Source organism: Nocardia sp. 149-1B (assembly GCF_057747975.1).
This window is the reverse complement of sequence record NZ_CM173233.1, coordinates 3,567,090-3,579,797: the sequence shown is the minus strand read 5'-3', so window position 1 is coordinate 3,579,797 and position 12,708 is coordinate 3,567,090. Positions and strand designations below refer to the sequence as shown.

Below are 12,708 nucleotides of genomic sequence, written 5' to 3'. Positions count from 1 at the left end.
GCGCATGGTCGCCTTCCTCGTCGCCGGCGTGATCCTCGGAGTGCTCGCCCGGGTGCTCCACCACGAGCCCGACGACCCGGGCGTGCCTGTCACCCTGGTGCTGGGCGTGGCCGCCGCCGCGGTCGGCGGCGCCGGGATGAACCTCGTCCTCGGCGACCCGCTGACCGACCTGGGGGCCTGGAGCTTCGCCGCGGCCTGCGTGCTGTCGTTCGTGCTGCTCGGCCTGCTCGAGGGCGGCGTGGGCAGGAAGCGGCCGTGAGCGACTGCGTGTTCTGCGGGATCGTCGCCGGAGACGTCCCCGCCGACGTGGTGATCGAGGACGACGACTTCGTCGGGTTCCTCGATCGGCGGCCGCTGTTCAAGGGGCACACGTTGCTGGTGCCGCGCGAGCACATCGTCACGCTCCCGGACCTGCCCGCGCGACTGCGCGACGGGTTCCTGGCCGCCGGGCAGCGGCTCGCGACCGCGATGGTCGACGGGCTCGGCGCGCAGGGCAGCTTCGTGGCGATGAACAACGTCGTCAGTCAGTCGGTGGCGCACCTGCACCTCCACGTGGTGCCGCGCACCAAGGGCGACGGGCTGCGCGGGTTCTTCTGGCCGCGCACGACGTACGCCGACGGTGAGGCGGCGGCGTACGCCGAACGGTTGCGCACATCACTTCGCTGACCGGCAACCATCGCGACCAGGGCGGCGTCGGATGGGTATGCGAGCACGCCTCCTCGGCATCCTGGCCCTGATCCTCCCGCTCCTGGCCCTGCCCTCCGCGGCTCCCGCGGTCGCCGCCCCCGCGCCCGGTGAGGGGTGGTACCTCGCCGTCGTCGACCACGGACCCCGCGGGGAGTTCGGCATCGAGCCGACCCGGCAGCGGCTGGTGCTGATCGCCCCCGACGGCGAGCAGCGCACGGTGCTCGAGCGCAGGGCCGGGATCCAGCTCGTGGACTGGACGCCCGACGGGGCCACCGCGCTGCTGCTGGCGGGCCGCGACGGCCATCACCGGGCGATCGCCGTGGACGTAGCCACCGGTGACACCACCTCGATGCGCGTCCCGTACGACGCGGCGACCGTCGTCCTGGCGCCGGACGGCACCGGGCTGCTGGTCGCCTCGTTCGGCGACGGCATGGGCGAGCCCCTGTCACGCGTCGCGTGGGACGGCACCCGGACTCGCTTCGAGACCCGGATGAACAGCGCGGTGCTGCCCTCCCTGGACGGCACCACCCTGCTGACCAACGGCTCGCGCTGGGGCGTCCACGTGATGCGAGTGCTCTCAGCCGTCGACGGCTCCGTCGTACGCCGGATCCCGGTCGACGGGCACTGCCAGCCGGTGCGCTGGTGGGACGCCGACCGGGCGCTGGTCACCTGCGACGGCGACCTGGCGCTCCTCGACCCCGCCACCGGCGACGTCGAGAGCCTCACCCACCGCCACGATCGCCGGATCGGCGACCTCGGTCACCTGGACGCCCGGCGGATCGACAGCGGCCTGTTCGTGCAGGTCGCGGGACCGTGCGGATACGTCTTCCTCGGCCGGCAGCACCCCGACGGCCGGGTCACCCAGGTCGACGTGCCGCGTGCCGTGGGCAACGTGATCCTGCTCGGGGCGACCGCGGACCGGCTGGTGATCGAGCACGCCCAGAGCTGCGACGGCGGCGCGCCACGGTCGGTGATCGCCCGGTTCGACCCCGCCACGGGCCACGAGCGCACCCTGGTGCGGCTGCCCCGCTCGGAGGACTTCGGCCGGATCCTGGAGTTCGGGACGCGTCAGGCCCTCGGTTACTGACCGGTTCGGACGTCGCTAGGGTGGGCCCGGACGGGACCGACCGCCGGGCCCGCCGGACCACGAGGAGCCACTTCCATGGGCCGTTTCGACGGACGGGTTGTTGTTGTCACCGGCGCCGCACGCGGCATCGGCTTCGGGACCGCGACGCGGTTCGCCGAGGAGGGCGCCTCGGTCGCCGTCCTCGACCTCGACGAGGCCGCCGCCGCCGAGTCAGCCGCGAGGCTGCCGCTCGCCGACGGCGCCAAGGCAGTCGGCATCGGCTGCGACGTCAGCGACAGTGCGGCCGGCGAGGCCGCGATCGAGCGCGTCGTCGCCGAGCTCGGCGGCATCCACGTGCTGGTCAACAACGCCGGCATCACCCGCGACAACCTGCTCTTCAAGATGACCGACGACGACTGGGACCTGGTCGTCAACGTCCACCTGCGCGGGGCCTTCGTGATGACGCGCGCCGCCCAGAAGCACTTCGTGGCGCAGAAGTACGGCAAGATCCTCAACCTCTCCAGCGTCTCGGCGCTGGGCAACCGCGGCCAGGCCAACTACTCGGCCGCCAAGATGGGCATCCAGGGGTTCACCCGCACGCTCGGCATCGAGCTCGGCCCGTTCGGCATCAACGCCAACGCGATCGCGCCCGGTTTCATCGCGACCGAGATGACCGACGCCACCGCCGCGCGTCTGAAGATGGACGTCGAGGAGTTCCGCAAGCTCAACGCCGAGGCCAACCCGGTCCGCCGCGTGGGCTATCCCGAGGACATCGCGGCCGCGGCGGCGTTCCTGTGCAGCGACGAGGCGTCGTACATCACCGGTCAGACGCTGTACGTCGACGGCGGCGCCAAGCTGGGGTGAGGGACGCGTCCCTCCTGGGCGCGCCTCCCCATCCGGACGGCGCGCCGCTGCACACTTGAAGTCGACCAGACCACACGAGTTTGATGATTCGGAGCGATCCCGTGCGCCGTGCCCGCCTCACCTCCACCGCCCCCCTCGTGGCTCTCGCCGTCACCGCGAGCCTCGCGCTCGCCGGCTGCGGCGGTGGCAGCGACTCCGGCGGCGACAAGACCCCGGCCTCGCAGCAGGTCGAGGGCGCCCAGGAGGTCGCGGCGGACTGGCCGCTGACCGGGCTGCCCGTCACCGGTGACGACGAGGTCGAGCAGGACCACCCGGTGCTCGTGGCCAAGATGGACAACACCTACGCGAGCGCGCCCCAGATCGGGCTCGGGTCGGCCGACCTGGTCGTCGAGGAGCTCGTCGAGGGCGGGCTCACCCGGCTGGCTGCGTTCTACTACTCCAAGATCCCCGACCTGGTGGGCCCGGTGCGCTCGATGCGCGCCAGCGACATCGGGATCGTCTCCCCGGTCGGCGCCACCATGGTCACCAGCGGCGCCGCCGGCCAGACGATCGCGCGGATCAAGGGGGCCGGGATCCAGTTCTTCCAGGAGGGGGCGAAGGGCTTCGAGCGCGACAACTCGCGCAGCGCGCCGTACAACCTCTTCGCGCACCTGACGCAGGTCGCCACCGAGGCGAAGACCGACGCCGCTCGGCCTCGCGACTACCTGCCCTGGGGTGACGAGAGCGCGTTCCCGAAGGGCCAGCCGGCCAAGACCATCGCCGCGGTGTTCGGCGGCGGTCACACCACGAACTGGACGTACGACGGCAAGGGCTACGTCAACGAGAACAGCTATGCCGCCGACGGCGACCAGTTCCCGGCCGACACGGTTCTCGTGTTGCGGGTGCAGGTCGGTGACGCCGGCTACCTCGACCCGGCCGGCAACCCGGTGCCCGAGACCAAGCTCGAGGGCAAGGGCGACGCGATGATCTTCCACGGCGGCCGCCTGGTCCGTGGGACCTGGGAGAAGAGCGGTCTCGACTCGCCGATCACCCTCTCGACCAAGGCCGGCAAGCTGGACGTTCCCGCGGGCCACACCTGGATCGAGCTGGTGCCCGCCGCCAGCGGTAACGTCACGTTCGCCAAGTAGGCCCACCGCGGCGGGCCTCCGGGGTCAGTCGACGGTCTCGACGACCTCGCCCGAGGGCAGCTCGACGCCGCTCTCGGCGAGCGCCCGGAAGCCGGCGAGGATGAAGCCGATCGCGGTCTCGACGTTCGCCGCGGCCTGGATCGGGTCCGGGGCGCTCGAGACCGACTCGCCGGCGGAGGACATCGCGCCGAAGAAGATCCGCGCGAACGTCTGCTGCAGTGCGTCGTCGAGCTGCCACTTGCCGGCCGCGAGCACCGACTGGACGATCTCGAGGACGTTCGCGAACGTCGAGCGCTCCTCCTGCTCGCGGTAGCGCTCGTAGCCGAGCACGGAGGGGCCCTCCTGGATCACGATCCGGCGGTAGCGCGCCTCTCGCACGACCTCGAGGAACGCCCGCAGGCCCGCCTGGGCCTTCTCCCACGGGTCGCGGTGGCCCTTGAGGGCCTTCTGGATCGCCCGGGCCGCGTCGTTCTCGACCCGCTCGAACACGGCCTCGAAGAGCGCCTGCTTGCCGCTGTAGTGGTGGTAGAGCGCGCCCTTGGTGACCCGGGCGCCGGCCACGATCGCGTCGAGGGAGGTCGCGGCGTACCCGTTCTCGGTGAAGAGCTCCTCGGCGACGTCGACCAGGGCGCGCTTGGTCGAGGCGGAGTACTGCTGCCGGCGACTGGCGCCCGGCACCGGGACGCCCGGCACCCGGGGGACCAGCTTGGAGACCGACGGCTTGCTCATAGTCCGGGCAGCCTAGGCCATTCCGTCGGTACGTACCCCCGGTACGGGTGACCACGATCACCGCGGCTGCGATTGCGTACCGTCGGTATGGTTACGTACCGTGGGTACGTACTTACGGTATGTAGGCCGTGCCCCTTCGAAGGAGCAGACCATGACCTGGAAGTCCTTCCACTCTCGCGGTGAGATCCTCCGCGCCGTGATCACCACCGCCAACGAACGCCGCGACGGCGTCCTCCCGATGGACGTCGAGGGCGTCACCGACACCTTCGGCGACGAGCTCACCCTGCTCGGCGCCCTCCAGCTGCGCTGGCACACCCGGCTTGCCGGTCGCATCGACCGTGAGCTGATGAGCCAGCCCCTGGACCTCGAGGGCGCCGTCCTCGCCGCGTGGCACGCCACGGCCGACGAGCTGCCCGGCGTGCTCGCGATCCTCGACCACTACCGCGCCGAGCCCCTCGACGAGCCCATGGCCGAGGCCATGACCAAGTCGTCGGCGAAGGAGCGGATCATGCTGGCCGTGATGGCCGGCCGGGTCAGCACGCCCGACCGGGTCGCGGTCCGGGTCGGTGCGTCGATCGAGGCCCAGGCCCGCGCGACGTACCGCCCGGTGCGTCCCGCGGTGCCCTCTCGTCGAGCCGCCCACCCGCGGCTCCTCGCTCGCCTCAAGGCCGCGCTCGCGGCCTGAGCCCCACGACCGACAGCCCCGACCCGGCGCACCCTCCCAGGGGACGATTGCACTCGCAGTCGCCCTACCGCGCCGGGCGGGGGTTGTCGCCTGCCTCGCCGGACCTGCTCCGCCGGCCGTGCCGGTGGGTGATGATGGAGACATGACCGAGGCCCGGGCCGGGATGCTGCTGGTGGCGACGCCTGCGCTGCTCGACCCGAACTTCGCCGCGACCGTGGTGCTGCTTCTCGACGTCGACGAGCAGGGTGCGCTCGGGGTCGTGCTCAACCGGCCGTCGGCGGTCCCGGTCGACGAGGTCCTCGACGGCTGGGGCGAGGTCGTCACCGAGCCCGAGGTGCTCTTCCAGGGTGGGCCGGTCGGCCTCGACGGCGCCCTCGCGGTCGCCACCCTCGCCCGGCCCGACGACGTCCCGGTCGGCTTCCGCGTCGTCGACGGCCTGCTCGGCCTGGTCGACCTCGACACGCCAGTGGAGCTGATGCGCGGCGGCCTCCACGGGCTGCGCATCTTCGCCGGCTACGCGGGCTGGGGCGCCGACCAGCTGCGCGGCGAGATCGAGGAGGGCAGCTGGTACGTCGTGCCGGGGGAGTCGGCCGACGTCTTCCGCCCCGACTGCACCGACCTGTGGCGCGACGTCCTGCGCCGCCAGCCCGGCGAGCTCGCCTGGAACTCCACCCGCCCGTTCGACCCCGACCTCAACTGAGGCGGGTGCCGACTCGGCGCGTCTGCACGCGTGTGGGGGTCGAGTCGGCGCAACTGCACGCGCAGCGAGGGTCGAGTCGGCGCGTCTGCACGCGTGTGGGGGGTCGACTCGGCGCAACTGCACGCGTGGCGGGGGTCGAGTCGGCGCAACTGCACAGACGGGGCGTGCAGTTGCGCCGACTCGGTGGTCTGGGGCGTGCAGTTGCGCCGACTCGGTGGTCTGGGGCGTGCAGTTGCGCCGACTCGGTGGTCTGGGGCGTGCAGATGCGCCGACTCGGTGGAAGGGGCGGAGGGGGGCAGGACCGTGGCCGGGCTCGATTACAGTGGGGTCCGTGACCACCATCGGATTCTCGACAGACACGGACGTCCGTGAGGACCGACGTACCGTCCCGACCGACGAGGGTGACCACGAGCGGTTCTCCCACTACGTCGACAAGGACAAGCTCACCGAGGCCATGGTGATGGGGACACCCGTCGTGGCCCTGTGCGGCAAGGTGTGGGTGCCGAGCCGGGCTCCGGAGAAGTTCCCGGTGTGCCCGGACTGCAAGGAAGTCTGGGAGTCCCTCCGCGACGACTCGGACAAGAACGCGTGACGGGTCGGCCCGAGGCCGACCTCCAGCCCAACGCGCTGACCCCGGCCTGGCCGGAGCGTGCTGCCTGGGGAACGGCCCCGTCGCTGCGCGCGTGGCAGTCGGCCGCGATGCGGCAGTACTTCACCGACCAGCCGCGCGACTTCCTGGCGGTCGCCACCCCGGGAGCAGGGAAGACGACGTTCGCGCTCTCGGTCGCCGCCGAGCTGCTGGGCCGGCGGATCGTCGACCGGATCACGGTCGTCGCGCCCACCGAGCACCTCAAGCTCCAGTGGGCCGAGGCCGCCGCGCGGGCGGGGATCCCGATCGACCCGACCTACGCCGCGGGCAAGGGCAAGACCTCGCAGGACTTCGTCGGCATCGCGGTGACGTACGCCGGTGTCGCCGTCAACCCGCTCGCGATGCGCATCCGCACCGAGCGCTTCAAGACCCTGGTGATCCTCGACGAGGTGCACCACGCCGGCGATGCACTCAGCTGGGGCGAGGGCGTCCGCGAGGCGTTCGAGCCCGCCAACCGCAGGCTGGCCCTGACCGGTACGCCGTTCCGCTCCGACATCAACCCGATCCCGTTCGTCACCTATGCGCCCGGCGCCGACGGCGTCCCGCGGTCGGTCGCCGACTTCACCTACGGCTACGCGCACGCGCTCGCCGACCACGTCGTACGCCCCGTCCTGTTCATGGCGTACTCCGGTGAGATGCAGTGGCGCACGCGCGCCGGCGACGAGATCGCGGCCCGCCTGGGTGAGCCCCTCACCAAGGACCTCACGGCCCAGGCGCTGCGCACCGCGCTGGACCCGAGCGGGTCCTGGATCCCGTCCGTGCTGGCCGCCGCCGACAGCAGGCTCACCGAGGTACGCCGCCACGTCCCCGACGCCGGCGGCCTGGTGATCGCCAGCGACCAGGACTCGGCGCGCGCCTACGCCAAGGTGCTCAAGCAGGTGAGCGGCGAGCCGGCGACGGTCGTGCTCTCCGACGAGAAGCTCGCCTCGAAGCGGATCACGGAGTTCACCGACAGCGACCGCCGCTGGATGGTCGCGGTGCGGATGGTCTCCGAGGGTGTCGACGTGCCCCGGCTGGCCGTCGGCGTCTATGCGACGACGACCTCGACGCCACTGTTCTTCGCCCAGGCGGTGGGGCGTTTCGTGCGCGCCCGCGGCCGGGGCGAGACCGCGTCGGTGTTCCTGCCCTCGGTCCCGAGCCTGCTGGGGTTCGCCTCGGAGATGGAGGTCGAGCGCGACCACGTGCTCGGCCGGCGCGTCAGCGACGAGGGCGACATCTTCGCCGCCGAGAACGACCTGCTCGCCCAGGCGAACGCCGGCGAAGCGGCCTCTGACGAGCTCGAGTCGTCGTGGGAGGCACTGGGCTCGGAGGCGAGGTTCGACCGGGTGCTGTTCGACGGCGGCGAGTTCGGGCACTCCGGTGAGGTGCACGTCGGCTCGGAGGAGGAGATGGACTTCCTGGGGATCCCCGGGCTCCTGGAGCCGCACCAGGTGCGCGAGCTGCTGCAGACCCGGCAGAGCGAGCGCGCCCGCAAGCAGAAGGCCGCCGCGCCCGAGGTGGCCGGCGACTCGGTCGCGGAGGTCTCGACCCACGAGCACCTCGCGACGCTGCGCCGCGAGCTCAACGGTCTGGTCGCGGCCTGGCACCACCGCACCGGCCAGGCGCACGGCATCACCCACGCCGCCCTGCGCAAGGAGTGTGGGGGACCGGCGGCCGCGGTCGCCACGGCCGACCAGCTGCACGCCCGGATCGACAAGCTCCGCGAATGGGCGCTCCGCAAGACGTCCTGAGCACCGGCTCCGGGGCTCCCTAGACTCAGAGGCGTGCCGGCCGAGACCTCACAGACGCTGGACCGTGGACTGCGGGTCCTCGGCGCGCTGGCGGCATCGCCCGACGGCCTCACCGTGACCGAGCTGGCGGCCCGACTCCAGGTCAACCGGACGGTGGTCTACCGGCTGGTGAGCACGCTCGAGCAGCACGCGCTCGTACGCCGCGACCCGCGGGGCAGGCTGCACGTCGGGTTGGGAGTGCTGCACCTGGCCTCCGCGGTGCAGCCGGTGCTGCGCGACCTCGCCGTACCCGTGCTGCGCGAGCTGGCCGAGGCCGCGGGGTGCACCGCGCACCTGACGGTAGCCGACGGCGAGGAGGCTCTCGCGCTCGCGGTGGTGGAGCCGTCGTGGACCGACTTCCACGTCAGCTACCGGGTGGGGGCGCGGCACCCGCTGGTCCAGGGCGCGGCCGGCAAGGCGATCCTCCTGGGACGGCGCGGCGACCCTGCGCCGTTCGCGGTGACTGCCGGTGAGCTCCAGGCCGGAGCCCGGGGTCTCGCGGCGCCGGTGCGCGGCGTGGACGGCCTCGAGGCGAGCGTCGGGATCGTGACCCTGGGCAGTGACGTCGACGTCGACGTGGTCGGGCCGCTGGTGTGCCGGGCGGCCGAGGAGGTTGCGGCCCGGCTCTCGTGAGAGCCGGGCCGCGCCTCCCCATGGTGTCGGCGCCGGAGGGCGGCGACCAGGAGGGTCGTGGCTAGTAGGTGAAGCGTCCGACGAGTGCTTGCATGTCGGCGGCCATGCGGGCGAGCTCTTCGGCGGCTTGGCTGGTGCTGGTGGCGGCGGTGGTGGTGTCGGTGGCGGCGCGGGCGACGCCGGTGATGGTGTGGGCGATGTCGGTGGAGCCGGTGGCGGCTTCGGTGACGTTGCGCGACATCTCGTTGGTGGTGGCGGTCTGTTCCTCGACCGCGGAGGCGATCGTGGTCTGGGTGTCGCTGATCTGGGCGATGATCTCGGAGATGTGGCCGATGGCGACGACGGCTTCGCCGGTGTCGGTCTGGATGGCTTCGATGCGGCGGCTGATGTCTTCGGTGGCGCGGGCGGTCTCTTGGGCGAGTTCCTTGACCTCGTTGGCGACGACGGCGAAGCCCTTGCCTGCTTCGCCGGCGCGGGCGGCTTCGATGGTGGCGTTGAGGGCGAGGAGGTTGGTCTGTTCGGCGATGGAGTTGATGACCTTGATGACGTTGCCGACCTCGGTGGAGGAGTCGCCGAGCTTGGCGACGGTGGCGGTGGTGGCTTCGGCGGCTTCGACGGCGCGGCCGGCGACGGAGGCGGCGTCGGTGGCGTTGTGAGCGATCTCGCGGATGGAGGCGGACATCTCCTCGGTGCCGGCGGCGACGGTCTGGACGTTGTGGGAGACCTGTTCGGCTGCTGCGGCGACGAGGTCGGTCTGGGTGGCGGCGTCGGTTGCGGCGCCGGACATCTGGGTGGAGACCTCGGAGAGGCGGTTGGAGGCGGCGCTGAGGCCGTCGGCGTTGGTGCTCATCTGGCGCAGGGAGTCGGTGATGGTGTCGAGGGCCTCGTCGAGGGCGGCGGACATCTCGCCGACCTCGTCGCCGCGGTCCAGGGCGGAGCGTTCGCCGAGCTGTCCGGAGGCGACCAGACGGAGCTGGTCGACCATGTGCCGCACCGGACGCACCACGGAGCGGGTGACGAGCAGGAGCAGGCCGATGGCGGCGACGAGGACGGCCACCAGCGCCATCCACACGAGCCGGCGACCGGACTCCAGCTTGGACTCCTGGTCGTGCTGCATCTTCGCGACGCGGGCGTCGATGAGCTTCTGGAACCTGCCGGTGGCGTCGTACGTCGCCGACCACGACTCGCCGGCGGGGCCGCCGTTGACGCTGTCCATGACGTCCGGCAGCGCGGCGATCCCGCGGGTGGTCAGCATGGCGCGGATCTTGACGTCCTCGGCGAAGAACTGGTCGAAGCTGTTCTTGACCTCGGTGATGATCGCGTCCTCCTTGGACGTGAGCATCGAGCGGTCCATGGTGCTGAAGAGCTTGTCGATGCCCTGTTGCGAGGTGGCGAACCCCTGGACGTTGTAGTCCTCCGCGTCCAGGGCCTTCTTGACGCCGTAGGCGCCGATGTCGGCGAGGTAGAGGCCCTGCCAGCCGCTGATCTCGTTGATCGCGATCAGGAGCTGGTCGGAGTACTGCTGGCCGGCCTCGGCCCGCTCCACCTGGTCCTCGATCCCCGACGCGTCATGCTGCGCCTTCACGTCGAGCGCGAAGGCGGCCGCGATCAGCAGGCCGCACAGCGCGAAGACGGCACCCAGTCGTACTCCGATCCGGAGATTGTCGACGCGGCGTGCAAGCTTCTTCACCATGGCTCCCTTGTGTTGAGTTGGCTCGAGGCAGCCGAGGGTCGCCCGACGCTCTCGTGAGACAACATCGGCCGCGAGCCTCCTCGGATGAGCGGTCCGAGGTAGTGCAAGGTGCAATGAGTAGGTGAATCAATAGGTGAAGCGTCCGACGAGTGCTTGCATGTCGGCGGCCATGCGGGCGAGCTCTTCGGCGGCTTGGCTGGTGCTGGTGGCGGCGGTGGTGGTGTCGGTGGCGGCGCGGGCGAAGCCGGTGATGGTGTGGGCGATGTCGGTGGAGCCGGTGGCGGCTTCGGTGACGTTGCGTGACATCTCGTTCGAATCGGCCGCGAAACGTGTTACTTGAGAGTCCGGGCCAGGGGGAGCACCCGGTAGGGGACCTGGGTGGCCAGCGCGATCACGGTCGAGGAGCGCACGATCGTGGGTGCCTCGAGCACGAGGTCGATCACTCGTTGCAGGTCGGCGTTGGACCGCGCGACCACGCGCGCCCACAGGTCGCCGGCCCCGGTGATGGTGTGCACCTCGAGCACCTCCGGGATCGAGGCGAGGTGCTCGCCGACCGCGTCGTGACCTCCGGTGCGGGCGTCCTGCCGGATCTCGAGGGTGAGGAACGCCGTGACCGGGTAGCCCAGCGCGGCGGGGGACAGCTCGGGCCCCCAGCCGGTGATCACCCCGGCGGCGGTGAGCTTGTCCAGCCGCGCCTGGATCGTGCCGCGGGCGACGCCGAGGCGCCGCGAGGCCTCGAGCACGCCCACCCGCGGGTGCCGGGCGAACAGCTCGATCAATCTGCCGTCGAGCTGGTCCATCGAAGCGCCTCCAATTGAGCAATATGTCCAGCGAATCAGGTTAGCCTTGCACATCCTGTGTGACCCTGACCACGCTGCGGCCATGACATTGACACCGGACGAGCTCAAGGCCGATCTGACCCTCGAGCAGCTCAAGGAGCTGGTCGGGCTCGTGGAGTACGACGCGGAGAGCGACGTCTTCCCGGTCACCGGGTGGGACGCGATCGTCTTCGTCGTCGGCAATGCCACCCAGGCCGCGCACTACTACCAGTCCGCCTGGGGCATGGACCTGGTCGCCTACGCCGGACCCGAGAACGGCACCCGCGACCACAAGTCGTTCGTGCTCCGCTCCGGATCGATCAAGTTCGTCGTCACCGGCGCGGTCGACCCCGACAGCCCCCTGGCCGACCATCACCGCCGGCACGGCGACGGCGTGGTCGACATCGCCCTGGAGGTGCCCGACGTCGACCGCTGCATCGCCCAGGCCCGGAGCGCCGGCGCGCGGGTCGTCCGGGAGCCCGAGGACCTGACCGACGAGCACGGCACCGTCCGGATCGCCGCGATCGCGACGTACGGCGAGACCATCCACACCCTGGTCGACCGCAGCCGCTACGACGGCCCCTACCTGCCGGGCTACGTCGCCCAGCAGAGCACCTGGCAGAAGCGTCCGGGCCAGCCGAAGCGCCTCTTCCAGGCCCTCGACCACGTGGTCGGCAACGTCGAGCTCGGTCACATGGACGAGTGGGTGGCGTTCTACAACCGGGTCATGGGCTTCACGAACATGGCGGAGTTCATCGGCGACGACATCGCCACCGACTACTCCGCGCTGATGTCGAAGGTCGTCGCGTCGGGCAACCACCGAGTGAAGTTCCCGCTCAACGAGCCGGCGATCGCGAAGAAGAGGTCGCAGATCGACGAGTACCTCGAGTTCTACCGGGGCGCCGGCGCCCAACACCTCGCGGTGGCGACCAACGACATCCTGGCCTCGGTCGACGCGCTGCGAGCCAACGGCGTGGAGTTCCTCTCGACGCCCGACTCCTACTACGAGGACCCGGAGCTGCGGGCCCGGATCGGCAACGTGCGCGTGCCGATCGAAGAGCTCCAGCGGCGCGGGATCCTGGTCGACCGCGACGAGGACGGCTACCTGCTGCAGATCTTCACCAAGCCGCTCGGCGATCGCCCGACCGTGTTCTTCGAGCTGATCGAGCGGCACGGCTCGCTCGGCTTCGGCAAGGGCAACTTCAAGGCGCTGTTCGAGGCCATCGAGCGCGAGCAGGAGCTGCGGGGGAACCTGTGACCGACTCGTGTGCCTGAGCACGTTCCATGG

The 12,708-nt window shown here is 71.3% G+C and carries 15 protein-coding genes; 11 read left to right on the top strand and 4 right to left on the bottom strand.

The window, feature by feature from the left end; genetic code table 11:
* The first annotated feature begins 4 nt into the window (after positions 1–4).
* From AC3ANS_RS17115 to AC3ANS_RS17095, 5 genes are all read left to right on the top strand, one after another.
* Positions 5–259: a hypothetical protein gene (locus AC3ANS_RS17115; RefSeq protein WP_488292779.1), complete on the top strand. Its 255-nt coding sequence runs from the start codon at positions 5–7 to the stop codon at positions 257–259.
* Entirely contained in the window at positions 256–666 is a 411-nt protein-coding gene (locus tag AC3ANS_RS17110; protein WP_488292778.1) for an HIT family protein, read from the top strand. Before AC3ANS_RS17115 ends, AC3ANS_RS17110 begins: the two co-directional genes overlap by 4 nt.
* A 37-nt stretch (positions 667–703) precedes the next feature.
* Positions 704–1,774, top strand: coding sequence for a TolB-like translocation protein (locus tag AC3ANS_RS17105; protein ID WP_488292777.1), 1,071 nt, complete (start codon positions 704–706; stop codon positions 1,772–1,774).
* Between the two features lie 75 nt (positions 1,775–1,849).
* Complete coding sequence (locus tag AC3ANS_RS17100) at positions 1,850–2,617, top strand: SDR family NAD(P)-dependent oxidoreductase (protein WP_488292776.1); 768 nt, start codon at positions 1,850–1,852, stop codon at positions 2,615–2,617.
* 101 nt (positions 2,618–2,718) lie between these two features.
* The gene (locus tag AC3ANS_RS17095) at positions 2,719–3,744 is read left to right on the top strand and encodes a DUF3048 domain-containing protein (protein ID WP_488292775.1); all 1,026 of its coding nucleotides are present in this window, start codon (positions 2,719–2,721) and stop codon (positions 3,742–3,744) included.
* A gap of 24 nt (positions 3,745–3,768) precedes the next feature.
* Here the strand turns inward: AC3ANS_RS17095 and AC3ANS_RS17090 are convergent, their stop codons facing one another.
* Positions 3,769–4,473 carry a TetR/AcrR family transcriptional regulator gene (locus AC3ANS_RS17090; protein ID WP_488292774.1) on the bottom strand — a complete coding sequence of 235 codons (705 nt, stop codon included), beginning with the start codon at positions 4,471–4,473 and terminating at the stop codon, positions 3,769–3,771.
* Positions 4,474–4,624: 151 nt separating this feature from the next.
* On the opposite strand from AC3ANS_RS17090, the gene AC3ANS_RS17085 reads away from it, so the two are divergent.
* The 5 genes from AC3ANS_RS17085 to AC3ANS_RS17065 all read left to right on the top strand — a co-directional run bounded on the left by AC3ANS_RS17085 (position 4,625) and on the right by AC3ANS_RS17065 (position 8,909).
* Positions 4,625–5,158 carry a hypothetical protein gene (locus tag AC3ANS_RS17085; protein WP_488292773.1) on the top strand — a complete coding sequence of 178 codons (534 nt, stop codon included), beginning with the start codon at positions 4,625–4,627 and terminating at the stop codon, positions 5,156–5,158.
* A gap of 142 nt (positions 5,159–5,300) precedes the next feature.
* Positions 5,301–5,858 carry a YqgE/AlgH family protein gene (locus AC3ANS_RS17080; protein ID WP_488292772.1) on the top strand — a complete coding sequence of 186 codons (558 nt, stop codon included), beginning with the start codon at positions 5,301–5,303 and terminating at the stop codon, positions 5,856–5,858.
* Between the two features lie 331 nt (positions 5,859–6,189).
* A complete protein-coding gene (locus tag AC3ANS_RS17075; protein ID WP_488292771.1) occupies positions 6,190–6,450 on the top strand; it encodes a DUF3039 domain-containing protein in 261 nt (86 codons plus the stop codon).
* A 35-nt stretch (positions 6,451–6,485) separates the two neighbouring features.
* The gene (locus tag AC3ANS_RS17070; RefSeq protein ID WP_488296519.1) at positions 6,486–8,237 is read left to right on the top strand and encodes a DEAD/DEAH box helicase; all 1,752 of its coding nucleotides are present in this window, start codon (positions 6,486–6,488) and stop codon (positions 8,235–8,237) included.
* A 33-nt stretch (positions 8,238–8,270) separates the two neighbouring features.
* The gene (locus AC3ANS_RS17065) at positions 8,271–8,909 is read left to right on the top strand and encodes an IclR family transcriptional regulator (RefSeq protein WP_488292770.1); all 639 of its coding nucleotides are present in this window, start codon (positions 8,271–8,273) and stop codon (positions 8,907–8,909) included.
* Positions 8,910–8,970: 61 nt separating this feature from the next.
* Here the strand turns inward: AC3ANS_RS17065 and AC3ANS_RS17060 are convergent, their stop codons facing one another.
* From AC3ANS_RS17060 to AC3ANS_RS17050, 3 genes are read right to left on the bottom strand one after another with little or no spacing between them, the layout of a single operon-like run.
* A complete protein-coding gene (locus AC3ANS_RS17060; protein ID WP_488292769.1) occupies positions 8,971–10,716 on the bottom strand; it encodes a methyl-accepting chemotaxis protein in 1,746 nt (581 codons plus the stop codon).
* A 12-nt stretch (positions 10,717–10,728) separates the two neighbouring features.
* Positions 10,729–10,908: a hypothetical protein gene (locus AC3ANS_RS17055; RefSeq protein WP_488292768.1), complete on the bottom strand. Its 180-nt coding sequence runs from the start codon at positions 10,906–10,908 to the stop codon at positions 10,729–10,731.
* A 26-nt stretch (positions 10,909–10,934) separates the two neighbouring features.
* Complete coding sequence (locus AC3ANS_RS17050; protein ID WP_488292767.1) at positions 10,935–11,402, bottom strand: Lrp/AsnC family transcriptional regulator; 468 nt, start codon at positions 11,400–11,402, stop codon at positions 10,935–10,937.
* Between the two features lie 82 nt (positions 11,403–11,484).
* Here AC3ANS_RS17050 and hppD point away from each other — a divergent pair, with 82 nt between their 5' ends.
* A complete protein-coding gene (gene hppD, locus AC3ANS_RS17045) occupies positions 11,485–12,678 on the top strand; it encodes a 4-hydroxyphenylpyruvate dioxygenase (RefSeq protein WP_488292766.1) in 1,194 nt (397 codons plus the stop codon).
* The last annotated feature ends 30 nt before the right edge of the window (positions 12,679–12,708 follow it).

Excerpts from the sequence above, each read along its gene's own strand:
- AC3ANS_RS17115 (WP_488292779.1), top strand. The coding sequence starts at position 5 with ATGGTCGCCTTCCTCGTCGCCGGCGTGATCCTCGGAGTGCTCGCCCGG.
- AC3ANS_RS17105 (WP_488292777.1), top strand. The coding sequence starts at position 704 with ATGCGAGCACGCCTCCTCGGCATCCTGGCCCTGATCCTCCCGCTCCTG.
- AC3ANS_RS17100 (WP_488292776.1), top strand. The coding sequence starts at position 1,850 with ATGGGCCGTTTCGACGGACGGGTTGTTGTTGTCACCGGCGCCGCACGC.
- AC3ANS_RS17090 (WP_488292774.1), bottom strand. The coding sequence starts at position 4,473 with ATGAGCAAGCCGTCGGTCTCCAAGCTGGTCCCCCGGGTGCCGGGCGTC.
- AC3ANS_RS17085 (WP_488292773.1), top strand. The coding sequence starts at position 4,625 with ATGACCTGGAAGTCCTTCCACTCTCGCGGTGAGATCCTCCGCGCCGTG.
- AC3ANS_RS17080 (WP_488292772.1), top strand. The coding sequence starts at position 5,301 with ATGACCGAGGCCCGGGCCGGGATGCTGCTGGTGGCGACGCCTGCGCTG.
- AC3ANS_RS17055 (WP_488292768.1), bottom strand. The coding sequence starts at position 10,908 with ATGTCACGCAACGTCACCGAAGCCGCCACCGGCTCCACCGACATCGCC.
- AC3ANS_RS17050 (WP_488292767.1), bottom strand. The coding sequence starts at position 11,402 with ATGGACCAGCTCGACGGCAGATTGATCGAGCTGTTCGCCCGGCACCCG.
- hppD (WP_488292766.1), top strand. The coding sequence starts at position 11,485 with ATGACATTGACACCGGACGAGCTCAAGGCCGATCTGACCCTCGAGCAG.